We start from the raw sequence: 23,015 nt of genomic DNA, 5'->3' as shown, positions 1-23,015 counted from the left end.
GGTTCTCTTCTCTATCTGTATCTAGGGGTAATCTGGACCCGCCGCGCGTCGATCGATCGGAACGCGGCGGGTACGTCTAAATGTGACTTCGGACGGCAGCTCAGGCGGCGAGCACTTCGCTGTTCGCCTTCTTCGCGGCGAGTTCGCCGAGAGCGCGCTTGTATTCGGTCGGGAACACCTTCACGAACTGACGGCGTGCCGCGTCCCAGTTTTCGAGCAGCGCCTTCGCGCGCGGGGAGCCCGTGAACTGGAAGTGACGCTCGATGAGCCCCTTGAGCAGCGCTTCGTCGGTCGTGTCGCGGTGCCATACGCCCTTGTCGACCGTGCGCTCCTGTTCGGCCTGTTGCAGCACCGGGTCGAGCGAAACCATCGACTTGTTGCACTTGCTCGCGAACGTGCCGTCCGGATCGAACACATACGCGATACCGCCCGACATGCCGGCCGCGAAGTTACGGCCCGTCTCGCCGAGCACGACCACCGTGCCGCCCGTCATGTATTCGCAGCCGTGATCGCCCGTGCCTTCGACGACCGCCGTCGCGCCCGAATTACGCACGCAGAAACGCTCGCCCGCGACGCCGCGGAAGAAGGCTTCACCTTCGATCGCGCCGTACATCACCGTGTTACCGCAGATGATGTTCTCTTCCGACTTGCCGCGGAAATCGTTGGTCGGACGGATGATGATGCGGCCGCCCGACAGGCCCTTGCCGACGTAGTCGTTGCCGTCGCCGACCAGATCCAGCGTGATGCCCTTCGCGAGGAACGCGCCGAAGCTCTGACCCGCCGTACCCTTCAGCTGGATGTGGATCGCGTCGTCCGCGAGGCCTTCGTGGCCGTACTTCTTCGCGATCGTGCCCGACAGCATCGCGCCGACCGTGCGGTTCACGTTGCGCACCGGCTGGATGAACGACACGTGCTCGCCCTTCTCGATCGCGGCCTTCGCCTTCTCGATCAGCGTGTGGTCGAGTGCGCGGTCGAGGTCGTGATCCTGCACGTCGACGTGCTTGCGCGCGACTTCGGCCGGCACTTGCGGCTGATAGAACACGCGCGAGAAGTCGAGGCCCTTCGCCTTCCAGTGCTCGATGCCCTTCTTCGTGTCGAGCAGTTCCGCGCGGCCGATCAGGTCGTCGAACTTGCGGATACCGAGTTGCGCCATGATTTCGCGCGCTTCTTCCGCAACGAAGAAGAAGAAGTTCACGACGTGTTCCGGCTGGCCTTGGAACTTCGCACGTAGTACCGGATCTTGCGTGGCGACGCCGACCGGGCACGTGTTCAGATGGCACTTGCGCATCATGATGCAGCCTTCGACGACGAGCGGCGCCGTCGCGAAGCCGAATTCGTCCGCGCCGAGCAGCGCGCCGATCACGACGTCGCGGCCGGTCTTCATCTGACCGTCGGCCTGCACGCGGATACGGCCGCGCAGCCGGTTCAGCACCAGCGTCTGCTGCGTTTCCGCGAGACCCAGTTCCCACGGTGTGCCCGCATGCTTGATCGACGACAGCGGCGACGCACCCGTCCCACCGTCATGACCGGCGATCACGACGTGATCGGCCTTCGCCTTGGCGACACCGGCGGCAACCGTACCGACGCCCGACTCCGACACGAGCTTCACCGAGATGCTCGACGACGCGTTGACGTTCTTCAGATCGTGAATCAGCTGTGCCAGGTCTTCGATCGAGTAGATGTCGTGGTGCGGCGGCGGCGAAATGAGGCCGACGCCCGGCACGGAGTAACGCAGCTTGCCGATGTAGTCCGACACCTTGTGGCCCGGCAACTGACCGCCTTCGCCCGGCTTCGCGCCCTGCGCCATCTTGATCTGGATCTGGTCGGCCGACGCCAGATACTCCGCCGTCACGCCAAAGCGGCCCGATGCGACCTGCTTGATGCGCGAGCGCAGCGAATCGCCTTCCTTCAACGGAATGTCGACGATCACTTCGTCGCCGATCACGGACTTCATCGTGTCGCCGTTCTTGATCGGAATGCCGCGCAGTTCGTTGCGGTAACGGTTCGCGTCTTCACCGCCTTCACCAGTGTTCGACTTGCCGCCTATGCGGTTCATCGCGACGGCGAGCGTAGCGTGCGCTTCTGTGCTGATCGAGCCCATCGACATTGCGCCGGTCGCGAAACGCTTGACGATTTCCTTCGCCGGTTCGACTTCGTCGAGGGGGATCGCCTTGGTCGGATCGAACTTGAACTCGAACAGGCCGCGGAAGGTCATGTGGCGCTTGGTCTGATCGTTGATCAGATGCGCGTATTCCTTGTACGTCTGGTACGAGTTGCTGCGCGCCGAGTGCTGCAGCTTGGCGATCGCATCCGGCGTCCACATGTGTTCTTCGCCGCGCACGCGATATGCGTACTCGCCGCCCGCGTCGAGCATGTTCGCGAGGACCGGGTTGTCGCCGAAGGCTTCGCGATGCAGACGGATCGCTTCTTCCGCGACGTCGAACAGACCAATGCCGCCGACCTTCGACGACGTGCCGTGGAAGTACTTCGCCACCAGATCCGACGCAAGACCGACCGCTTCGAAAATCTGCGCGCCGGTGTACGACATATAGGTCGAAATGCCCATCTTCGACATGACCTTCTGCAGGCCCTTGCCGACCGCCTTCGTGAAGTTGTAGACCGCCTTCTCCGCCGACAGGTCGCCCTTCAGGCCGGCCGCGAGCTGGCTCAGCGTTTCCATCGCGAGGTACGGGTGCACGGCTTCCGCGCCATAGCCCGCGAGCAGCGCGAAGTGGTGCGTTTCACGCGCCGAACCGGTTTCGACGACGAGACCCGTGCTCGTGCGCAGACCTTGCTGCACGAGGTGCGTGTGGATCGCGGCGGTGGCAAGCAGTGCCGGAATCGCGACGTTGTCGCGGTCGGTCTTGCGGTCCGACACGATCAGCATGTTGTAGCCGGACTTGACCGCATCGACTGCTTCCGCGCACAGCGATGCGAGGCGCGCTTCGATGCCTTCCTTGCCCCAGGCGACCGGATAGCAGATGTTCAGTTCGTAGGAACTGAACTTGCCGCCGGTGTACTGATCGATCGCGCGGATCTTCGCGATGTCCTTGAAGTCGAGCACCGGCTGCGACACTTCTAGACGCATCGGCGGGTTGATGTTGTTCGTGTCTAGCAGGTTCGGCTTCGGGCCGATGAACGACACGAGCGACATCACCATGTTTTCACGGATCGGGTCGATCGGCGGGTTCGTGACCTGCGCGAATAGCTGCTTGAAGTAGTGGTAGAGCGTCTTGTTCTTGTTGGACATGACCGCCAGCGGCGAGTCGTTGCCCATCGAGCCGACGGCTTCCTCACCCGCTTGCGCCATCGGCGCCATCAGGAACTTCAGGTCTTCCTGGGTGTAGCCGAACGCCTGCTGGCGATCCAGCAGCGCAGCAGCTTCGCGGCGTTCCGTGACGACGTCTTCGGCCTTCGCCTCGATCTCGTCGAGCTTGATGCGCACGGCGTCGATCCAGCTCTTGTACGGCTTGGCGTTGGCGAGGTTGTCCTTCAGTTCCTTGTCGTCGATGATGCGGCCGTGCTCCATGTCGATCAGGAACATCTTGCCCGGCTGCAGACGCCACTTCTTGACGATCTTCGATTCGGGAATAGGCAGCGTGCCGGCTTCCGACGCCATGATGACGAGGTCGTCGTCGGTGACGATGTAGCGCGCCGGACGCAGACCGTTACGGTCGAGCGTCGCGCCGATCTGGCGGCCGTCGGTGAACGCGATCGCGGCGGGGCCGTCCCACGGCTCCATCATCGCGGCGTGGTATTCGTAGAACGCCTTGCGGTTTTCGTCCATCAGCGTGTGCTGTTCCCAGGCTTCCGGGATCATCATCATCATCGCGTGGACGAGCGGATAGCCGGCCATCACCAGCAGTTCGAGACAGTTGTCGAACGATGCGGTGTCCGATTGGCCCGGATAGATCAGCGGCCACAGCTTCGGCAGATCGTCGCCGAGGACGTGCGAGGCGATCGCGCCGGTGCGCGCGTTCAGCCAGTTGACGTTGCCTTTCACCGTGTTGATTTCGCCGTTGTGGGCGATCATGCGGTACGGGTGTGCCAGTTCCCACGCCGGGAACGTGTTGGTCGAGAAGCGCTGGTGCACAAGGGCGAGCGCCGACACGACACGCTCGTCCTGCAGGTCGCGGTAGTAGACGCCGACCTGACCCGCGAGCAGCAGACCCTTGTAGACGACCGTGCGCGCCGAGCACGACGGCACGAAGTACTCCTTGCCGTGCTTGAGCTTCAGCGCCTGGATGCGGTGGCTCGCAGTCTTGCGGATGATGTACAGCTTCCGCTCGAGCGCGTCGGTCACCATGATGTCCTTGCCGCGACCGATGAAGATCTGGCGGATCAGCGGCTCGCTCGCCTTCACGGTCGGCGAGATCGGCATCGCGTGGTCGACCGGCACGTCGCGCCAGCCGAGCACGACCTGACCTTCGGCCTTCACCGTGCGCTCGAGCTCCTGCTCGCAGGCGATGCGCGACGCATGCTCCTTCGGCAGGAAGATCATGCCGACGCCGTATTCGCCAGCCGGCGGCAGCGTCACGCCCTGGCGGGCCATCTCTTCGCGATAGAAGCCGTCCGGAATCTGGATCAGGATGCCCGCGCCGTCGCCCATCAGCGGATCGGCGCCGACGGCGCCCCGGTGGTCGAGGTTCTCGAGAATCTTCAAGCCCTGCTGGATGATTTCGTGACTCTTGTGGCCCTTGATATGGGCGACGAAGCCGACGCCGCAAGCGTCGTGCTCGTTTTGCGGGTCGTACAGACCTTGGGCGGCGGGAACCGGGTGAATCGGTTGCTGGTGGTCGTTCATGGGGACACCGTCTGTGAGGAGGCCGGACAGGCCGTTAAACCATTGTTTTTTTGCCGCAGTGCGCTTCGCAACCACGACGGCGCTCTTCTCGCAGCCAGACTGCGCGGGACGAAAAGCGTCGGAAATCGGAATATACGCGACGAATCAAGGAAATAGCAAATAAAACATAGTGATCCGCCCCCGATTATCAAATTGGTGCGCTGCGGCTAGCTTTTATTGGTGTCACATCAATTCGACGCAAAAGAAAACGGCATACGAAATGCCGTCTTCATGCAGTCCTTTGATGCAAAACGCTTTATTCGAATTTAAAGCCACTCTATCGGCGGTGCTGGGGTAGCGGGTGTCGCCGCGTCACTGCGTATGCGGCGTCTCGCGCACCTTGCGGGGCCGGCCACGCGGTAGCGGGGACACACGTCGGTTCGCGGCGCGCGCCGCCCATTCGCGGTAAGTGTCGCTGCCGAGTACCCAACCCTTCAACGTGGCTTGCTGGAGCTGACTTGCTTCGCGCTCGTCGAGCGGCTGCTCGCACAGTTCGCGATAAGCACGCTGTCGCTCGAACGGCGTATTGCCGAGAGACCAGTAGAGAGGGTGATCCGTGATCAGGCTGTCGAGGGTAAGGCCGATGTGATGACGATAGCTCGACCAACGATAATCCTCCGCCGCGTTGACCAGTTGCAAGCGCACCGGACACATCTCGACCACCCTGCTCGCCAGCAGGAAGTAGCGCTCGCCTTCGATCACCGTGGCCCGGTAACGGCCCTCCCACAAGGTGCCGCGACGCGCATAGCGCCGGTTGAAGTGCGCGACGTAGCGCCGCCCGACAGCCTGCATCGCCTTGGGCAGACTCGACTCCTCGGTGGGCGTGACGAGCAGTTGCACGGCGCCCGGCATCAAGGCATAAGCGTGGATGGAAAGGTGATGGTCCCGGGAAGCCGCCTTCAGACAGTCGATGAAAAGCTCGTAGTCCTGGTCGTCGACGAAGGCGGGCTGCTGATCGAGCCCGCGGAGGATGACGTGCTGCGGCTGGTCGGGGACATAAAGACGTGCAAGCCGTGCCATGCTGGAGTGTCCAATAGTCGCGTTGGTATATACCCGAAGGTCCGAAGATCCGCATGCGCGCAAGGTTCGGCGCCATGCGGCCAAGCCAGAAACCATGCGGTGCTTAGGGAGAAAACTCTAACCGCCGCGTATGGTTTGTTTCAAACGTTGTAGTCATAATGAGCGGGCCTTTTTTGGAGGAGCACATATGAAATTAAAACAGGCCGTAACGGGGATGGCAGTGCTTGCCTGCATGAGCACGGCGGCGCACGCACAATCGGCCGGCAGCTTTTACGTCACGACGGGCTGGTTCCATCTGGCGCCCCAATCGAGCAGCGACCCGCTGACCGTAACCAGCATTGGCGGTAGCCCAACCAACATCACCGAAGCCAACACCGGCGCTTCGCTGGGTTCGGCCGACACCATCGGCTTCACCGCCGGATACTTCGTCACTGACCACATCGCCACCGAATTCGTCATTGGCGTCCCGCCTACTTTCGACCTGTCGGGCACGGGTAGCCTCGCGCAGTTCGGCAAGATCGGGCAGGCCAAACAGTGGAGCCCGACTCTGCTGTTCAAGTACTACTTCAACGCGCCGACCGCTGCGTTCCGGCCGTATCTCGGTGTCGGTGTGAGCCGCATCTGGTTCACCGACGAGCACATCACCAACAGTTCATTCCAAGCCAACGTTCTGCATGGTCCGACCAGTGTCTCGACGGATAGTTCGTGGGAACCCGTGTTTAATGCGGGCTTCCATTACTCCTTCAATCAGCACTGGTTCGCCGGCGTGTCGATCTCGTACCTGCCGCTCAGCACGACCGCGAAGCTCAGTTCGGCGGCCACCACGCCGGTCGGCACGCTGACCGTGCAATCGCAGACCAAGATCAAGCTGAACCCGATCGTCACCTACGTCAACATCGGTTACCGTTTCTAACGCATCGCGACAGCAGGTGGCTTGAATTAGGGTAGTCGAATTTTCGCGCCCTGGGGAACGCCGTCATCGAGCAGATGACGGCGTTTTTGTTTGGCGTCCCGGTCGTATCGGCATGGCAGTGTCATCCCGCATCGGCGTTTGTAAATTTGACGCGAATGCGGCGCACCTGCGTGCAATATCTGGCAATGTTACGGCCACGCGCAGCGTGTCGCGAGCCGCGCGCTGTCACGTTACGGGCGATGCGACGCTTGGCATCGAAGTTGCGTTAAATGGCGTTTCCTACGCTGCAACGTGATACTGCGTCTGCGCATAGCGTGTCCGCGCGACGATGCGCGGGGCCTTTCAACTCATCGACGGAGCGACCATGACAGCACTTCCAAATACGCGAGACGCCCTCGGCGAATCCTGGACCAGCGCGAGTCGCCGTGCGCGGCGCATCGCTCGCCATAGCCGCCATGCGGCCGAAGATATCGCGGTCGAGTTGCGCACCCTGCTGTCGGAACTCGAATCGACCTTGGCCGACGGCACGCAGGCCGACGCCGTGGCCTTGCGCGGCAGGCTGCGCAAACAGCTGGACGCCGCGCGCGAGCGGCTGAACGACACGCGCGATGCAATGCGCGACCGCGCGGGCGTCGCGATCTCGGACGCCGATCACTATGTGCGTGAAAATCCGTGGCAGACGATTGCGATCGTCGGCGGGCTTGCACTGGTGGCGGGGGCGCTGTTCGCGTCGCGTTCGCGATGACGCTGGCTTGCGCGGCTTGAGGGTGCTGGCAAGGAGACGCGACGGCCGCTTCGATGCGGCAAGGCCGAACGTTGCCCCCTTGCCGCGCCTCGCCGCTAACGACTAGTTATCGTCGATCACGAACAGCCGCCGATACTCCTTCAGCGCGTAGCGATCGGTCATCCCCGCGATGTAATGCGCGATCAGACGCGGCTGGCGCGTCGCATCGCTCGATTGATAGTCCGGCGGCAGCAGCCGCGGATCGTCGGTGAACGCGTCGAACAGGCCGACCACGACGCGGCGTGCCTTGTTGGCCATGCGCATCACGCGATAGTGGCGGTACATGTTTCTGAACAGAAAGCGTTTGAGCGCCGCGGCCTGAGCCGCGATTGCATCGCTGTGCGCGACGAGCGGGGGCGCCGCGCGCACGTCGTCGAGTGACGCCGGTGCGTAGCGAGCGAGATTGGCCCGCGTGGTCTCGATCAGATCGACGATCAGCGTATTGATCACGCGCCGCACCGTCTCGTGAATCAGCCGACGTCCTTCGATCTGCGGGTAGTCGCCGCGCGCCGCCTCACAATGCGTCTGCCAGAGCTCCACTTCGGCGAGCTGCTCGAGCGACAGCAGACCGGAGCGCAAGCCGTCGTCGACGTCGTGATTGTTGTACGCGATTTCATCGGCGACGTTGGCGATCTGCGCTTCGAGCGACGGTTGACGTCCTTCGAGAAAGCGCTCGCCCAATTCGCCGAGCCGGCGCGCGTTGTCGCGCGAGCAATGCTTGAGGATGCCCTCGCGCGTCTCAAAGCACAGGTTCAGACCGTTGAATGCTCCGTAGTGCTCCTCAAGTTCGTCGACGACCGCGAGACTCTGCAGGTTGTGCTCGAAGCCGCCGTGCTCGCGCATGCATTCGTTCAATGCGTCCTGGCCGGCATGGCCGAACGGTGTATGGCCGAGATCGTGCGCCAGCGAAATCGCTTCGACCAGATCTTCATTGACGCGTAAATTCCGCGCAACCGAGCGCGCGATCTGCGCAACTTCGAGGCTATGGGTGAGGCGCGTGCGAAACAGGTCGCCCTCGTGATTGACGAATACCTGAGTCTTGTACTCGAGTCGCCGGAACGCGGTGGAGTGGACGATGCGGTCGCGGTCGCGCTGAAACTCGGTGCGCGCGCTCGGCGCGGTTTCCGCATAGCGGCGCCCGCGCGACTGGCTCGAATGCGCCGCGTACGGCGCGAGATGCGCTTCGAGCGCCTGCTGGGTCGGCGCGGGGACGGCGGGTGCGGCGACCGCGGCGGCGGCATTCGCGGCGATGGCCGTGGCGCCGATCGCGCCGTTCCCCGCGCCTGCGCGCGCGCTTGTCGAGTCATGCTGGATATCGTCGCTGCGCCTGTCAGTCACCGGGTTCTCCGAAACATGGGCGGCGCCTCGTGACGCGGGTGCGTGAAGCGTGGCTGCAGGGCCGTGTTGAATCTAGACGGCGGCGGCCAGCGTCGCATGCACTTCGGCGTCGGGCGCGCGGGTAATCAGCGTCTCACCGAAACGCTTCAGCAGAATGAACTTGATCGCGCCGCCTTCCGCTTTCTTGTCGATCTGCATCAGCTCGATGTAGCGATCCGTGCCGAGAGCGGGAGCACGCGTGGGCAGATGCGCGGCAAGCACCACGTCGACGAGTCGCTTGCGCGACGCTTCGTCCAGATGGCCGAGGCGCACGGACAGATCCGCCGCCATCACCATTCCGCAGCCGACCGCCTCGCCGTGCAGCCACTCGCCATAACCGAGCCCGGCTTCGATCGCGTGGCCGAACGTATGGCCGAAGTTCAGGATCGCGCGCAGACCGCCTTCGCGCTCGTCCTGCGCCACCACCGACGCCTTGATCTCGCAGGAACGTTTGACCGCCTCGGTCAACGCCGCCGGTTCGCAGCGGTTCAAAGCCTCGATATTGGCCTCGATCCAGGTGAAGAAACCGGCATCGGCGATCGCGCCGGTCTTGATGACTTCGGCGATGCCCGCCGCGAGTTCGCGCTCGGGCAGCGACCGCAATACGCCGATGTCGGCGATCACCGCCTGCGGCTGGTAGAACGCGCCGATCATGTTCTTGCCGAGCGGATGATTGATGCCGGTCTTGCCGCCGACCGATGAATCCACCTGCGACAGCAAGGTGGTCGGCACCTGGATGAACGGCACGCCGCGCATGTAGCAGGCGGCGGCAAACCCGGTCATGTCGCCGATCACACCGCCGCCGAGCGCGATTAGCGTGGTCTTACGGTCCGCGCGCGAGCCGAGCAGCGCGTCGAAGATCAGGTTCAGCGTCTGCAGATTCTTGTGCGCTTCGCCGTCCGGCAGAACGACCGTGGACACCTGCTTGTTCAGCGGCGCGAGCGCCGCGCGCAGCTTGTCGCCGTAAAGCGGATCGACGGTGCTGTTGGTGACGATCGTGACTGAGTTGCCGGCGATATGCGGCTTGAACAGCTCGGTCTGGCCGATCAGGTCGGCACCGATATGAATGGGGTAGGCGCGCTCGCCCAGTTCGACGTTGACGGTAATCATACGGTCCATTATGACGCAGGATGTTTGGCGACGCCGGCCATCTCGAGCTGCATCAGAACCATGTTGACGAGTCCGTTGACCGAGGGCCGGCCGGTTTCGATCACGAAGTGCGCGCATTCGCGGTACAGCGGGTCGCGCACTTCATAGAGCGCTTCGAGGCGAGCCTTGGGGTCTTCCGTTTGCAGCAGCGGACGATTCTTGTCGCGCCGCGTGCGCAGCCACAGGTCATGCGGATTGGCGCGCAGATAGATCACGAGGCCGCGGCTTTTCAGCGCTTCGCGGTTTTCCGGCCGCAGCACCGCGCCGCCGCCGGTCGCGAGCACGATATTGTCGCGCGCGGTCAGCTCCGAGATCACGCTGGCTTCGCGATCGCGAAAGCCCGCTTCGCCCTCGAGCTCGAAGATCACGGGAATGCGCGCGCCCGTGCGCGCCTCGATTTCATGGTCGGAATCGAAGAACGGGCGCTCGAGACGGCGCGCAACCGCCCGACCCACAGTGGTCTTTCCTGCCCCCATGAGCCCTACGAAAAAAACATTGGCGTGTGCGTCCCGCGCTTGCAACGGTGTCCTCTGGCTAATCCGGTGTAGTTCGTGCCGCAGCTTACTGGCAAAGCGGCTGCCTTGTCGAGCCTGCGCGCCGCCGACGGACGGCGGCGCAAGCGTGCCCTATATGCCCTAATTTTCCCGCACCACACGCGGCGTGATGAAAACCGCCAGTTCACTGCGCGTGTCGCGATGAGTCCGATGGCGGAACAACGCGCCCAGAACCGGTATTTTGCCAAGGATGGGCACCCGCTCGACGTCGTCGCGGTCGTCAGTCTCGTAAATTCCGCCGATCGACACCGTACCACCATCCTCGACCTCGACGCGCGTTTGCACGTGCTTGGTGTTGATCGCGGGCCCGGCGTCGGTCTGCTCGCCGACGCTGTCCTTCGCGACGTCTAGATCGAGCACCACGCGGCCATCCGGCATGATCTGCGGCTCGACCTCCAGTTTGAGCGTCGCGCGGCGAAACTGCACGCCAGATACGCCCTGGCCGACCTTCGCCTGATATGGCAGCTCGGTGCCCTGCTCGACGATCGCCTTCATCCGGTCCGCCGTCACGACCCGCGGGCTCGACACGATTTTCCCATGTCCCTCTGATTCGAGCGCCGAGAGTTCGATATTGAGCAGCCGTGTAGCGTGCGCCGCGAATAGCGTGAGGCCGGCGGTCGCGGCATCGAATCCGGAAATCGGACGGGCCGACAGATCGTACACGGTGCCGTCCGATCCTCCCGTCAGCCCCCTCGACGTACCATCCGCGCTCGTGCCGGCCAGCGACAGCCGCACCCCGAGATTGCGCGAGAAGCCTTGGTCGCCTTCGACGATCTGCGCCTCGATCAGCACCTGGCGAGTCGGCCGGTCGACGGAGGCGATCAGCGCCGCGATCTGTTCGAGCCGCCCAGCGAGATCGGTGACGAACAGCAGGTTGGTGCGCGGATCGGCGGTGACGGCGCCGCGTTTGGACAGCACGCGCTGGGTGCCGGAACCGGTCAGCAGGCGCCGCACGTCCTCGGCGTGCGCGTAGTGCAGCTCGAACGTGCGGCTCGCGAGCGGTTCGAGGTCCGCGGCGCGCGCGTGAGCTTCGAAGCGCTGACGTTCGCGCGCGGCGAGTTCGGCGGCGGGCGCGACCCAGATGACGTTGCCGTGGCGCTCCATCGCCAGATTGTTGACGTCGAGCAGCGTGTCGAACGCGGTGCGCCACGGCACCTGATCGAGCCGTATCGACACGGCGCCGCGCACTTTGTCGCTGGCGACGATGTTCAGGCCGGTGAACTCGGCGAACGCTTTCAGGACCGCGCCGAGCTGCGCATGCTGGAAGTTCAGCGAAATCGGCTTGTTGCCCGCGGGAAGACCCGAGTCGGCACCGGCCGCTGCGTCGGCGAGGCGCGGCCGCGGCGGCAGCGGAACCGGCGGGCCCTCGAGACTGGGCGTGCCGGCGCCGTCGTCGCTGGCGGTAACGGCGGGTTGTTTTGGCGACGGTGGCAGGATCTGGCCGTTGGCGGCGTCGTCCGGGGAAGCGTCGGCCGCTATCGCGGCACGCGGGGCCGGCTCGACGGTGTCCGGGTCCAGGGCCGCGCCTGGCGCAGAAACATAGGCGAACGGATTCGCCGCCTGGCCGATGCCGCCGCTCGGCAGCGGCGCTGTCTCGTGGGCGGTATTGGCCGTTAAGGCTGGGTCGTCGAGCGCGGCGTAAGTCGGCAACGGCGGTAGCAGCGGTGACGTCGCTGCCTGTGCGACCCCACCGCCCAGCGTCGCAGCGACGTAGAGCCCGAAACACAGCCCGCAGACGACACGGACCTCGCGTTCGCCCCGCAACATCGCCACTCTCAATCGCTTGAGTGTGCGCGTCATGACGCCTCCGTCTGCATCAGCGTCAGCGTGCGCGTCGCGCCGCCGTTCGCGAGCGTAATGCCGAGCGCGTCGAGCTGCGTGACCCGCTCGACGCCCAGTTGCTGCCCGGCCGCGACAGTCGTCGTGCCGTCTGGCGTGTCGAGCAGGGCAAGCCCGCGGGTACGATCGCGCAGCAAACCGATAAGCCGCAACTCGGAAACATCGCCCGGCTCGCCGCTCGCGGAGATCTGCGGCTTCGCGAACGGATCGAAGAATACGAGACCTTCGTCGTCATCGTCGGCGGCCTCGTCGGGGTCAGCGCTTGCGCCGGCGCTCGCGGCCGGGGTCGCGGACGGCGGTCGCAGCGCGTCATACACCTGCAGCGTCGCGGCCACCGCGAGACCTTTGCCGTCCTGCTTGACGGTCACATCGACGGGAGTGATCAGCACCGGCAGTTGCGCGAGCCCGTGGAAAAACGCCATCAGGTGGACGAAGTCCGTGCGCGCGGTGAGCTGCAGCTCGCGCTTGCGCTCGACGCCCTCACCGCTCGCCGCGCCCGGTTCGACCGCGAGCAACAGGACGCCGCTCTGCGTGGCCAGCTCGGAGACGATTCGCACGTCGTCGGCGGAATTCCACGGCACGGCGCTCGACACCGTGGCCGGCATCGCCGCGGCTGCACGGCGCAACGACGGCAGCTGCGCTAGCGCGTGGCGCGCCTGCGCGAGACGCTGCGTGCCGAGCGCGAGCGCCGCGCGGCTCGCTTCCAGTCCGGCGAGATCGGCCATGTTCCAACGGTACGCGCCGAAGGCGAACACCAGCGCGGCGATTGCCGTCGCGACGAGCCAGCGACGGTGCGAGCTCCAAGCCTCGAGCGGCATACGCGCCCGCTTGACCCAGCGTGAAACTAACGAGGCGCCGTGCGGTGCACCGCCCGGCTCGAAAAATGTCGTGCTCATCGTGCACCTCCCTTTCGTGCGGCCCGCGACGCGTGCGTCGCTTGGAGCGGCGGTTCGCCCCAGCGCAGGCGCGCATCGAATTCCACCGGTCCGCCAATCGCCGGTTCCGTCGATGCGCCGCCCTTCCCCGTCGGCCGACGTAAATCGCGCATCTCCGCGCCCTGCACGCCGTGAATCGCGCCGAGCCGCTTGAGCCACTCAGCCGACGCGATATGGCCGCTCGAAGTCGCCAGCAATTCGGTCTCGTACTCGCGCTGTCGAAACTGCCGCAACACGATGCGCTCGCCCGGCTCGAAGCTCAGCGCGTCGAGCAGATCGCGCAGATGCGCGAGCGGCCTCGCGAGACTCGCGGCGCGCCCCGCGGCTTCGCGTTGCGCCTGTTCGGCCCGCGACAACTTCGCGTGCTCCGCGAGCGGCGCGGCGAGCGGGGTCAGCGCCTGCTCGACAGCTGCGCGCCGCGCATCCAACCGCGCCGCGGCAAAGCTCTGCCAAGCGGCGACGGGCAGCACGCCCGCGGCACCGACGCACGCCGCCACGGCCCAGTCGCGCATGCAGCGGCGCCGTGCGAGTCGCGCGTTGCGTTGGCGGTACGGCAGCAGATTGAAGCCGCCTAGCCACGGCACAGCGGCACGCTGGTCACACCGATCGGGATTCGCGGCCACGCCAGATGAAAACGACAGAGCGCCCCTCATTCCAACACCCCACGCAACGCGAGCCCAAACGCGACCGCGCCAGCCGGCTCGTGCAGCAACGCGTCGTCGAGCGGCCGTGCATGGCTGCCGAGCAGCGCACACTCGAACGGCAGCGCCGAGCAGCCGAGCACGTCGCCGATATCGGCGAGCGAAAAGCCGACGCCGTCGAGCAGTTCGATTTCGCCGCCGATCAGCGCGCAGTCGAACTCCGGCCCGTGCGTGAGATCGCGCAACGCGTCGGCGAGATCGGCATGCTCGGGCGCCGGATAGCGCATCTCGCCCACGCTCGCGCCATCGACGACACTCCAGCCGTACACGCCGTCCGTACCGACCCACACCGCCGCGTACGGTTCGTTCGGGTCGAGTTCGCGACTCGCCGCATGGCGCAGTGCGCGCAATGCGGCGTGCGGTTCGCCATCGATAGCGGACAGTGAAATGCCCGCGGTCGCCGCGCATTCGATCCGCGTTTCCAGATGCTGACGCGAGGTCGCGGCGATCTTCACCGAGCGCTGCGGAGACGGCGTCTCGTCGACGTACCAGTCGACCGCGAGTGCATGACGCTCGAGCCCGGCGATGCGCTCGGCTTCGCCCATCACCCCGGGCGCGAGTCCGGCGAGCGCGACGCCGCCGTCCTCCGCCTCGCAGTCGCTCTGCGCGGCGAGCCGCGCGAGCGGCACTGTCGTCGTCAGCGTGGCCGACGCAGGCACGGCCATCGCGCAGCGCAGCGCGTGCGTCGCGCATACGCGCGGCAAGCCGGCGAACGCATCGCGCAATGCCCGCGAAACGGCCTGCCGATCGACGATCTCGGCGCCCGCCATCACGCCGGCCGCGAGCGGCACCGTGCTGATATGTTCGAGATGCAGCGCGCCCCGTGCGCGTTGACTCACCACCACGAGACGCACGTTTTGCGAGCCGACGTCGATGCCGGCGGCGAAACGCTGCCGGCCCTCCCTCACCGCCTGAAGCCATGAATTTCTATAAGCCATACCGCCCTCCCTCTGAACGCGAATAACGAGGGATCATTGTCGGCAGACGCGCGTCCTAACGACATTCAGCCGAATGGCTAACGCGGCTGCGAAGCCGCCCCGAGCGGCATCAAAGCGACTACAGTTGGGGCTACAGCGAAGTCGTTCCCGCGCCGCCTGGCGAGTGCCGATTGCACGCCATTCGTAAGCCTTCCGAAAGCAGAAAAACCCTGACGGCTATAATCGCGGGACTGTTTTTCCGGTACTCCTATGCAAGCCACATCTCCTACGTCTCCGCCGCCCGCGCCGAAAAAGCACAAACGCCCGCTATGGCTGAAGCTGATCCTCGGCTTTGTCGGGTTGATCGTGGCGGGCATCGTGTCCGTGGCGCTGGTGCTCGGCTATGCGCTCGTCGTCGCGACGCCGAACCTGCCGTCACTCGATGCGCTGACCGACTATCAACCCAAGGTGCCGCTGCGAATCTATACGGCCGACCACGTGTTGATCGGCGAATTCGGCGAGGAGCGGCGCGACATCGTGCACATCCAGGACGTGCCCGACAGCCTGAAGAAAGCGATCCTCGCGATCGAGGACGCGCGCTTCTACGAACACGGCGGCGTCGACCTGACCGGCATCGCGCGAGCCGGCATCGTCGCGCTGACCAACGGCCATGCGACTCAAGGCGCGAGCACGATCACGATGCAGGTCGCGCGCAACTTCTTTCTGTCCAGCGAGAAAACCTACACGCGCAAGATCTACGAGATGCTGCTTGCGTACAAGATCGAGTCGAAGCTGAGCAAGGATCAGATTCTCGAGGTGTACATGAATCAGATCTATCTCGGTCAGCGCGCGTACGGATTCGCGAGTGCGGCGCGCGTGTACTTCGGCAAGGATCTGAAGGACCTGACGCTCGCCGAATCGGCGATGCTCGCCGGTCTGCCGAAGGCGCCGTCCGCGTATAACCCGGTCGTCAATCCGAAGCGCGCGAAGGTGCGCCAGGAATACATCCTGCAGCGCATGTACGAACTGCATTACATCACCCCGGAACAGTACGACGAGGCGAGCCGCCAGCGGCTCGTCGTGAAGGGCATGGGCAAGGAGTACAGCGTGCACGCGGAATACGTCGCGGAAATGGTGCGGCAGATGATGTACGCGCAGTATCGCGAGGAAGCCTACACGCGCGGCCTGAACGTCGTAACCACGATCGACTCGGCCGATCAGGACGTCGCCTATCACGCGGTGCGCAAAGGCTTGATGGACTACGAGCGCCGTCACGGCTATCGCGGCCCGGAGGCGTTCATCGATCTGCCGGCCGACGCCGACGAGCGCGAGCAGGCCATCGACGATGCGCTGCTCGAGCATCCGGACAACGGCGAAATCATCGCCGCCGTCGTCACGGCGGCGAGCCCGAAGGAGGTGCAGGCGGCCTTCATCGACGGCAACGTCGCGACGATTCAGGGCGACGGTCTGCGCTATGCGCAGTTCGCGCTCGGCCCGCGCGCGCAGCCGAATCAGCGCATCCGGCCTGGCGCGATCGTGCGGCTCGTGAAGAATGACGAGGGCGACTGGTCGATCACGCAATTGCCGCAGGTGGAAGGCGCGTTCATCTCGGTGGTGCCGCAGGACGGGGCGATCCGTTCGCTGGTCGGCGGCTTCGACTTCAACAAGAACAAGTTCAATCACGTGACGCAGGCGTGGCGTCAGCCGGGCTCGAGCTTCAAGCCGTTCATCTATTCGGCGTCGCTCGAAAAAGGCCTCGGGCCCGCGACGATCGTCAACGACGCGCCGCTCTTTTTCAGCGCCGCCGAAACCGGCGGCCAGGCGTGGGAGCCGAAAAACTACGGCGGCGGCTTCGACGGTCCGATGACGATGCGCACCGCGCTGCAGAAGTCGAAGAATCTCGTGTCGATCCGCATCCTGAACCAGATCGGCCCGAAGTACGCGCAGCAATACATCACGCGCTTCGGCTTCGACGCGGATCGCCATCCCGCCTATCTGCCGATGGCGCTCGGCGCGGGCCTCGTGACGCCGCTGCAGATGGCGGGCGCGTTCTCGGTGTTCGCCAACGGCGGCTACCGGATCAATCCTTACCTGATCGCGGAAGTCACCGATCAGCGCGGCGGCGTCGTCGCGCAAGCGCAGCCGCTCGTGGCCGGCCGAAACGCGCCGTATGCGATCCAACCGCGCAACGCCTATGTGATGAACAGCCTGCTGCAAAGCGTCGCGCAGCACGGCACCGGCGCGAAGAGCAACGTGCTCAAGCGCACCGATCTCGCCGGCAAGACCGGCACGACCAACGATTCCCGCGACGCGTGGTTCGCCGGCTATCAGCACACGCTCACCGCGATCGCGTGGATCGGCTACGACAATCCGCGCAGCCTCGGCGACAAGGAAACCGGCGGCGGCCTCGCGCTGCCGGTGTGGATCGAGTACATGGGACGCGCGCTGAAGGGCGTGCCCGAGTACAAGATGGCACGCCCCGACGACGTCAGCGAAATCGGCTCGGAGCTTTATTTCGACGATTTCACGCCGGGCCACGGTTTCATCGCAACGGTCGGCGTCAGTCAGGCGACGCTCGACGCCCAGGCGAGCGCCGCAGCAGCCGCGCCGGAACAGGTCGGCGAGCAGGAGAAGCAGGACATCATGAATCTGTTCCGCGGACACTGAGGCCGCGTCGACGTCCCGTTAGACAGAAAAAACCGCCGCGTTCGTTACGCGGCGGTTTTGTTTTGAGAGCGTCTCGTGCTTCGCGCTAATTGCGCCACGCTCATTGCGCGGCGAACTGCACCGGCTCGCCAGCCTGTTCGGTCGCATACTGCGACAGCGCCGCGAAAAACTCCGAGCCGCTGCGCGTGTCGCGCCATTCGCCGTCGACGAAACGGAAGTGAAAACCACCGGCCTTCGCCGCGATCCAGATCTCGCTCATCGGCGGCTGAAGATTGACGATGATCTTCGTGCGGTTCTCGAATTCGAGCGTCAGAACGTTGCCGCTGCGCTCGAGCTCGATGTCGGCGTCGATGTCGTCGAGCGCGCTCTCGATGGCGGCCAGTACGGCTTCCGCACGGGTCAGGTAATCACTATCGGACATGCTAAACTCCATCGATTATTCATTCAGGGACAGTCATGCGAGTCGTAACTCGGATGCGCGCGGCAGCGCCCGGCCGCGCGATTGTAGCGGTTTTAGCCATTCTCGCAGGTTGTGCGCTCACCGGCTGCGGCCAACGCGGCTCGCTCTATCTGCCAACCGTACCGCCGCTGCCTGCCCCGCCGGCTCATCGCACGCAAACACCGTCGACCGATCAAACGCAGCCGGCTAACGGCAACACGGCCGACACGGATTCGATCCCGGACACCTCGGGCACGCCGCTCACGCTCGCCCCCGAAGACCAACTCAAGACGCCGCCCGCTTCGGCGGCATCGGCTCCCGCAGTGCCGCTGCCCGCCTCTGCCGTCCCTTCCGCTCAATAAGACTTTCGCATGACTCGATCCGCATTTGACTACGTCGACGGCGTATTGCACGCCGAAGGCGTGTCCGCCGTTTCCCTCGCCGAGCAGTTCGGCACGCCGCTGTACGTCTATTCGCGCGCCGCGCTCACCGCGGCGTGGAACGCCTATGCCGGCGCCTGCGCCGGGCGTCGCGCGAGCGTACACGTGGCCGTCAAGGCCAATAGCAATCTGGCGGTGCTGAACGTATTCGCGCGCCTCGGCGCGGGCTTCGACATCGTGTCGGGCGGCGAACTCGCGCGCGTGCTCGCGGCCGGCGGCAAAGCGGAAAACACCGTGTTTTCGGGCGTCGGCAAGCAGGCGAGCGAAATGCGCGACGCGCTCGCGGCGGGCGTCAAATGCTTCAACGTCGAATCGATTCCCGAGCTCGATCGACTCAACGCGGTGGCGGGCGAGATGGGCAAGAAGGCGCCGGTGTCGCTGCGCGTGAATCCCGACGTCGACGCGAAAACGCATCCGTACATTTCCACCGGCCTGAAGACGAACAAGTTCGGCGTCGCGTTCGAGGATGCACGCGCCACTTATCAGGCGGCCGCGGCGATGGCGAATCTCGAGGTGGTCGGCATCGACTGCCATATCGGCTCGCAAATCACCGAAGTCGCGCCTTACCTCGACGCAATCGACAAGGTGCTGGAACTGGTCGAACAGATCGAGCAGGACGGCGTGACGATTCGCCATATCGACGTCGGCGGCGGCCTCGGCATCACATACGACGACGAAACGCCGCCGGAAATCGGCGAGTTCGTGCGCACGGTGCTCGACCGCATCGAAGCGCGCGGCCACGGTCACCGCGAAGTCTATTTCGAACCTGGCCGCTCGCTGGTCGGCAACGCGGGTGTGCTGCTCACGCGTCTCGAGTATCTGAAGCCGGGCGAGGACAAGAACTTCGCGATCGTCGACGCGGCGATGACCGATCTCGCACGCCCCGCGATGTACGACGCGTATCACGCAATCGAGCCGGTCGTGAAGCGCGACGTCCCTGCGCACGTCTATGACGTGGTCGGCCCGGTCTGCGAAAGCGGCGACTGGCTCGGCCGCGAACGGCTGCTCGCGGTCGAGCGCGGCGATCTGCTCGCGATCCGTTCGGCCGGCGCGTATGGCTTCGTGATGAGCTCGAACTACAACACCCGTGCGCGCGCCGCCGAAGTGATGGTGGATGGTACACAAGCGCACATAGTTCGCGCGCGCGAAGAGATCAGCCAGCTGTTTGTGGGCGAAACGATTCTGCCGGCGTAAACGTCGGGGCTGGCTGCAGAGCCAACGCTAAATGAAGCGCAGCAACAAAAAATGGCGATGCCTCCTCGGCATCGCCATTTTTCCTTGCAGCAGCGTGCGTGACGCGAAAGGTTCGCGCAATCACCGTCGGCGCGTTGTCATCCTTCGCTCACGTATCCACACCACCAGCCGCCATCCCAGCAGCGCGATCATCACCGCGCCGTAAATCTTCGGCAGCAGCAGATCGTGCTTGCCCGCCTTCATCCACCAGAAATGCAGGATGGCGAGCGCGCCGATCACGTAGATCGTACGATGCAGCGTCTGCCAGCGACGTCCGAGCTTGCGCACCATCGCGCGCGGCGACGTGACCGCAAGCGCGATCAGCAGCACGAAGGCGGCGAAGCCCACCGTGATGAAGGGCCGCTTGCCGATGTCCTTCAGTATCTCCGCCACATCGAACCACTTGTCGAACCACAGGTACGTGGTGAAATGCAGCGTCGCATAGAAGAACGTATAGAGTCCGAGCATCCGACGGAAACGCACGAGCGCGGCGACGCCGGTCAGACGGCGCAGCGGCGTCACCGCTAGCGTGATGCACAGGAACACGAGCGTCCACAGGCCCGTCGAGCGGGTGATGAATTCGATCGGATTCGAACCGAGCCGGTCGGTCAGGCCAAACAGCACGAGGCGTGCGAGCGGATAGAGCGCCGCGACGAAGACCGCGACTTTCGCCGGGACAACCCAGCGCGCGCCGCCCGCGGCCCGCGGCTTGGCCGCCGACATCGGTGCCGTGCGCCGTGTCGCAGGCTCGCTGCGCGTGACAGTTTGCGTGTCGGTTGCCATCGCGCTCGCCTTAGAAGTTCTTCTTCAGGTCCATGCCTTGATAGAGCGATGCGACCTGATCGCCGTAACCGTTGAACATCAGTGTCTTGCGCTTCGGCGTAAAAAAGCCGTCTTCGCCGATACGCCGTTCCGTAGCCTGGCTCCAGCGCGGATGATCGACATTAGGATTCACATTCGAATAAAACCCATATTCGTTCGATGCGTACGTGTTCCAGCTGGTCGGCGGCTGCTTCTCGACGAAACGGATTTTCACGAGCGACTTCGCGCTCTTGAAGCCGTACTTCCACGGCACCACCACGCGCACCGGCGCGCCGTTCTGATTCGGCAGCACCTGGCCGTAGAGGCCCATCGTCAGCAGCGTCAGTGGATGCATCGCTTCGTCCATCCGCAGGCCTTCCGAGTACGGCCACTCGAGTATGGGCTGCGACAGCCCGGGCATCTGCGACGGATCGGCGAGCGTGATGAATTGCACGTACTTCGCATTGCCGGTCGGCTCGACGCGTTTAATTAACTCAGAAAGCGAGACGCCGATCCACGGCACCACGATCGACCAGCCTTCGACGCAGCGATGCCGGTACACACGTTCCTCGAGCGGCGCGAGCTTCAGCAGGTCGTCGATGTCGTAGACCTTCGAATTCTTGATCTCGCCCTCTACGCTCACCTTCCACGGATGCGGCCGCAACGTGCCCGCGTGCTGCGAGGGGTCGGATTTGTCGGTGCCGAACTCGTAGAAATTGTTGTAGGTGGTGATGTCCTTGTACGGCGTGATCTTGTCGAGCGCGACGAACCTGGTGTTGGTTTTCGCCGCGAGCTTCTGCGCCTTCGGATCGGGCGACGAGTATGTCGCGAGCGCCTCGCCGCTCACGCCGACCAGGCTGCCGAGCGCCATCGCGCCCGCTGCCTGCAGGATGCGTCGGCGGTTCTCGAACACGTGCCGCGGCGCGATTTCGCTGCGCGCGATGTCATCGCCGGCCAGTTGAATTCTGTCGCTTCGCTTGATCCACATCGTGCTGCTCCTTGCCGGCCCGCCGCGTCATGCGCGTTGCGGTGCCATATTGATGATCGCCCGTTTGGGGGCGCCTGTCATCCACGGGTACCTGCTCAGGTGCTTGATTAGCAAACACCGGGGCGCGACGAATATTCCGTCCACCATGAAAAAACCGCCGGTGCAAAAGCACGCGGCGGTTCTTAGTCGGCTCAGCGCGGCGGATCTTACAGCTTGCCGTAGCTATGCAAGCCCGACAGAAACATGTTCACGCCAAGGAACGCGAAGCTCGTGACCAGCAGGCCCGTCAGCGCCCACCATGCGGCGATAGCGCCGCGTAGGCCCTTCATCAGACGCATGTGCAGCCAGGCCGCGTAGTTCAGCCAGACGATCAGCGCCCACGTCTCCTTCGGGTCCCAGCTCCAGTAGCCGCCCCACGCTTCGGCGGCCCACAGCGCGCCGAGAATCGTCGCGATCGTGAAGAACGCGAAGCCGACCGCGATCGACTTGTACATCACGTCGTCGAGCACGTCGAGCGCCGGCAGACGATCCGCAAGGACGCCGCGTTCCTTCGCCAGATATGCGACGCCGACCATCGCCGACAGCGCGAAGCTGCCATAGCCGATAAAGTTCGCCGGCACGTGAATCTTCATCCACCAGCTTTGCAGCGCCGGCACGAGCGGCTGGATCTGCTGCGCATCGCGCGAGACCGAGTACCACATCAGGAAGCCGACGGCTGCGCTGATCACGAGCAGCACAAACGCGCCGAGCGCGCGCGTGTTGTAGTGCTGCTCGTAGTACAGATAGAAAAGCGCGGTGATCAGGCTGAACAGCACGAACACTTCATACAGATTCGAAATTGGAATATGGCCGACGTCCGAGCCGATCAGGTACGACTCGTACCAGCGCACCATCATGCCGACGAAACCCATCAGCACCGCCACCCACGTCATCTTTGAGCCGATCGCGGCGCCGGTCGGCGAGCGTGACAGCAGCGCGATCCAGTAGAACACGGTTGCGAAGACGAACAGCGCGCTCATCCACAGGATCGCGGACTGGCTGGACAGGAAATACTTGAGGAAGAACGCGTTGTCGGCGCGGCTCAGATCACCTTGGTAGATCTGGATCGCAAGCAGCGAAAGAGCGGCGATTCCCACCATCAGCGGACGCACCGGCCTCCAGCGCCAGCCGAGCGCCACGAAAACCGGCACCGAGCACACCAGCACCAGTTTGTCGTAGTAGTTCATGAACGGGTAGTAGCGCGACAGCGCAAAGCCGGCGCCCCCGACCAGCGCCAGCGCGAACAGCCAGTCAAAGATGCCCAGGCGTTTCAGGAACGGCCGTTCGTCGAATTGCTGGAGTTCGGGCGTGCTGCTCGCAAACGCCTTGTCGGCGCGTGAAGCAGAAGAAGAGGAGGAAACCTGAGTCAAGTCCAT

At 64.5% G+C, this 23,015-nt stretch carries 18 protein-coding genes; 5 read left to right on the top strand and 13 right to left on the bottom strand.

Features of this window, described 5'->3' with window-relative positions; genetic code table 11:
* Window positions 1–100 precede the first annotated feature (100 nt).
* Complete coding sequence (locus AB4Y34_RS22055) at window positions 101–4,804, bottom strand: glutamate synthase-related protein (protein ID WP_368717200.1); 4,704 nt, start codon at window positions 4,802–4,804, stop codon at window positions 101–103.
* Window positions 4,805–5,155: 351 nt separating this feature from the next.
* A complete protein-coding gene (locus AB4Y34_RS22050; RefSeq protein ID WP_013090727.1) occupies window positions 5,156–5,863 on the bottom strand; it encodes a transposase in 708 nt (235 codons plus the stop codon).
* A 187-nt stretch (window positions 5,864–6,050) separates the two neighbouring features.
* Here AB4Y34_RS22050 and AB4Y34_RS22045 point away from each other — a divergent pair, with 187 nt between their 5' ends.
* Both AB4Y34_RS22045 and AB4Y34_RS22040 read left to right on the top strand, forming a co-directional pair.
* Window positions 6,051–6,776: an OmpW family protein gene (locus tag AB4Y34_RS22045; protein ID WP_176381108.1), complete on the top strand. Its 726-nt coding sequence runs from the start codon at window positions 6,051–6,053 to the stop codon at window positions 6,774–6,776.
* A 364-nt stretch (window positions 6,777–7,140) separates the two neighbouring features.
* Window positions 7,141–7,521, top strand: coding sequence for a YqjD family protein (locus AB4Y34_RS22040; RefSeq protein WP_184070650.1), 381 nt, complete (start codon window positions 7,141–7,143; stop codon window positions 7,519–7,521).
* Window positions 7,522–7,623: 102 nt separating this feature from the next.
* Here the strand turns inward: AB4Y34_RS22040 and AB4Y34_RS22035 are convergent, their stop codons facing one another.
* The 7 genes from AB4Y34_RS22035 to pilM form a co-directional block, all read right to left on the bottom strand.
* Complete coding sequence (locus AB4Y34_RS22035; protein ID WP_368717244.1) at window positions 7,624–8,811, bottom strand: deoxyguanosinetriphosphate triphosphohydrolase; 1,188 nt, start codon at window positions 8,809–8,811, stop codon at window positions 7,624–7,626.
* Window positions 8,812–8,970: 159 nt separating this feature from the next.
* Complete coding sequence (aroB, locus tag AB4Y34_RS22030; protein WP_176381107.1) at window positions 8,971–10,056, bottom strand: 3-dehydroquinate synthase; 1,086 nt, start codon at window positions 10,054–10,056, stop codon at window positions 8,971–8,973.
* Window positions 10,056–10,607 (bottom strand): shikimate kinase, encoded by a 552-nt coding sequence (locus AB4Y34_RS22025; protein WP_026228368.1) that lies wholly within the window; start codon window positions 10,605–10,607, stop codon window positions 10,056–10,058. Before AB4Y34_RS22025 ends, aroB begins: the two co-directional genes overlap by 1 nt.
* 114 nt (window positions 10,608–10,721) lie before the next feature.
* Window positions 10,722–12,440, bottom strand: a complete 1,719-nt coding sequence (locus tag AB4Y34_RS22020; protein WP_368717199.1) for a type IV pilus secretin PilQ — start codon at window positions 12,438–12,440, stop codon at window positions 10,722–10,724.
* Window positions 12,437–13,375 carry a hypothetical protein gene (locus AB4Y34_RS22015; protein WP_368717198.1) on the bottom strand — a complete coding sequence of 313 codons (939 nt, stop codon included), beginning with the start codon at window positions 13,373–13,375 and terminating at the stop codon, window positions 12,437–12,439. The genes AB4Y34_RS22020 and AB4Y34_RS22015 overlap by 4 nt, the downstream gene beginning before the upstream one ends.
* A complete protein-coding gene (locus AB4Y34_RS22010; RefSeq protein WP_368717197.1) occupies window positions 13,372–14,067 on the bottom strand; it encodes a fimbrial assembly protein in 696 nt (231 codons plus the stop codon). The genes AB4Y34_RS22015 and AB4Y34_RS22010 overlap by 4 nt, the downstream gene beginning before the upstream one ends.
* Window positions 14,064–15,053 (bottom strand): pilus assembly protein PilM, encoded by a 990-nt coding sequence (pilM, locus tag AB4Y34_RS22005; RefSeq protein ID WP_368717196.1) that lies wholly within the window; start codon window positions 15,051–15,053, stop codon window positions 14,064–14,066. Before pilM ends, AB4Y34_RS22010 begins: the two co-directional genes overlap by 4 nt.
* A 249-nt stretch (window positions 15,054–15,302) precedes the next feature.
* On the opposite strand from pilM, the gene AB4Y34_RS22000 reads away from it, so the two are divergent.
* Window positions 15,303–17,699: a penicillin-binding protein 1A gene (locus AB4Y34_RS22000; RefSeq protein WP_368717195.1), complete on the top strand. Its 2,397-nt coding sequence runs from the start codon at window positions 15,303–15,305 to the stop codon at window positions 17,697–17,699.
* A 100-nt stretch (window positions 17,700–17,799) separates the two neighbouring features.
* Here AB4Y34_RS22000 and cyaY read toward each other — a convergent pair whose 3' ends face one another.
* A complete protein-coding gene (cyaY, locus tag AB4Y34_RS21995; protein WP_176110110.1) occupies window positions 17,800–18,120 on the bottom strand; it encodes an iron donor protein CyaY in 321 nt (106 codons plus the stop codon).
* Window positions 18,121–18,155: 35 nt separating this feature from the next.
* On the opposite strand from cyaY, the gene AB4Y34_RS21990 reads away from it, so the two are divergent.
* Together AB4Y34_RS21990 and lysA are read left to right on the top strand one after the other, a co-directional pair.
* Entirely contained in the window at window positions 18,156–18,500 is a 345-nt protein-coding gene (locus AB4Y34_RS21990) for a lipoprotein (RefSeq protein WP_176381102.1), read from the top strand.
* Window positions 18,501–18,509: 9 nt separating this feature from the next.
* Complete coding sequence (gene lysA / locus AB4Y34_RS21985) at window positions 18,510–19,772, top strand: diaminopimelate decarboxylase (RefSeq protein ID WP_368717194.1); 1,263 nt, start codon at window positions 18,510–18,512, stop codon at window positions 19,770–19,772.
* A 120-nt stretch (window positions 19,773–19,892) separates the two neighbouring features.
* Here lysA and msrQ read toward each other — a convergent pair whose 3' ends face one another.
* The 3 genes from msrQ to ccsB form a co-directional block, all read right to left on the bottom strand.
* Window positions 19,893–20,594, bottom strand: coding sequence for a protein-methionine-sulfoxide reductase heme-binding subunit MsrQ (gene msrQ, locus AB4Y34_RS21980; RefSeq protein ID WP_176381100.1), 702 nt, complete (start codon window positions 20,592–20,594; stop codon window positions 19,893–19,895).
* Window positions 20,595–20,604: 10 nt separating this feature from the next.
* Window positions 20,605–21,600 (bottom strand): protein-methionine-sulfoxide reductase catalytic subunit MsrP, encoded by a 996-nt coding sequence (gene msrP / locus AB4Y34_RS21975; RefSeq protein WP_368717193.1) that lies wholly within the window; start codon window positions 21,598–21,600, stop codon window positions 20,605–20,607.
* Window positions 21,601–21,806: 206 nt separating this feature from the next.
* Window positions 21,807–23,015 carry a c-type cytochrome biogenesis protein CcsB gene (gene ccsB, locus AB4Y34_RS21970; RefSeq protein WP_368717192.1) on the bottom strand — a complete coding sequence of 403 codons (1,209 nt, stop codon included), beginning with the start codon at window positions 23,013–23,015 and terminating at the stop codon, window positions 21,807–21,809.

It is taken from the genome of Paraburkholderia sp. BR10954 (assembly GCF_040965775.1).
Taxonomy (GTDB): domain Bacteria; phylum Pseudomonadota; class Gammaproteobacteria; order Burkholderiales; family Burkholderiaceae; genus Paraburkholderia; species Paraburkholderia youngii.
This window is presented reverse-complemented; position numbering and strand designations above follow the sequence as displayed.

Bases quoted from the DNA above. Each gene is read 5' to 3' on its own strand.
- AB4Y34_RS22055 (WP_368717200.1), bottom strand. From the start codon at position 4,804: ATGAACGACCACCAGCAACCGATTCACCCGGTTCCCGCCGCCCAAGGT.
- AB4Y34_RS22050 (WP_013090727.1), bottom strand. From the start codon at position 5,863: ATGGCACGGCTTGCACGTCTTTATGTCCCCGACCAGCCGCAGCACGTC.
- AB4Y34_RS22045 (WP_176381108.1), top strand. From the start codon at position 6,051: ATGAAATTAAAACAGGCCGTAACGGGGATGGCAGTGCTTGCCTGCATG.
- AB4Y34_RS22040 (WP_184070650.1), top strand. From the start codon at position 7,141: ATGACAGCACTTCCAAATACGCGAGACGCCCTCGGCGAATCCTGGACC.
- aroB (WP_176381107.1), bottom strand. From the start codon at position 10,056: ATGGACCGTATGATTACCGTCAACGTCGAACTGGGCGAGCGCGCCTAC.
- AB4Y34_RS22020 (WP_368717199.1), bottom strand. From the start codon at position 12,440: ATGACGCGCACACTCAAGCGATTGAGAGTGGCGATGTTGCGGGGCGAA.
- AB4Y34_RS22015 (WP_368717198.1), bottom strand. From the start codon at position 13,375: ATGAGCACGACATTTTTCGAGCCGGGCGGTGCACCGCACGGCGCCTCG.
- AB4Y34_RS22010 (WP_368717197.1), bottom strand. From the start codon at position 14,067: ATGAGGGGCGCTCTGTCGTTTTCATCTGGCGTGGCCGCGAATCCCGAT.
- pilM (WP_368717196.1), bottom strand. From the start codon at position 15,053: ATGGCTTATAGAAATTCATGGCTTCAGGCGGTGAGGGAGGGCCGGCAG.
- AB4Y34_RS22000 (WP_368717195.1), top strand. From the start codon at position 15,303: ATGCAAGCCACATCTCCTACGTCTCCGCCGCCCGCGCCGAAAAAGCAC.
- cyaY (WP_176110110.1), bottom strand. From the start codon at position 18,120: ATGTCCGATAGTGATTACCTGACCCGTGCGGAAGCCGTACTGGCCGCC.
- AB4Y34_RS21990 (WP_176381102.1), top strand. From the start codon at position 18,156: ATGCGAGTCGTAACTCGGATGCGCGCGGCAGCGCCCGGCCGCGCGATT.
- lysA (WP_368717194.1), top strand. From the start codon at position 18,510: ATGACTCGATCCGCATTTGACTACGTCGACGGCGTATTGCACGCCGAA.
- msrQ (WP_176381100.1), bottom strand. From the start codon at position 20,594: ATGGCAACCGACACGCAAACTGTCACGCGCAGCGAGCCTGCGACACGG.
- msrP (WP_368717193.1), bottom strand. From the start codon at position 21,600: ATGTGGATCAAGCGAAGCGACAGAATTCAACTGGCCGGCGATGACATC.
- ccsB (WP_368717192.1), bottom strand. From the start codon at position 23,015: ATGGACTTGACTCAGGTTTCCTCCTCTTCTTCTGCTTCACGCGCCGAC.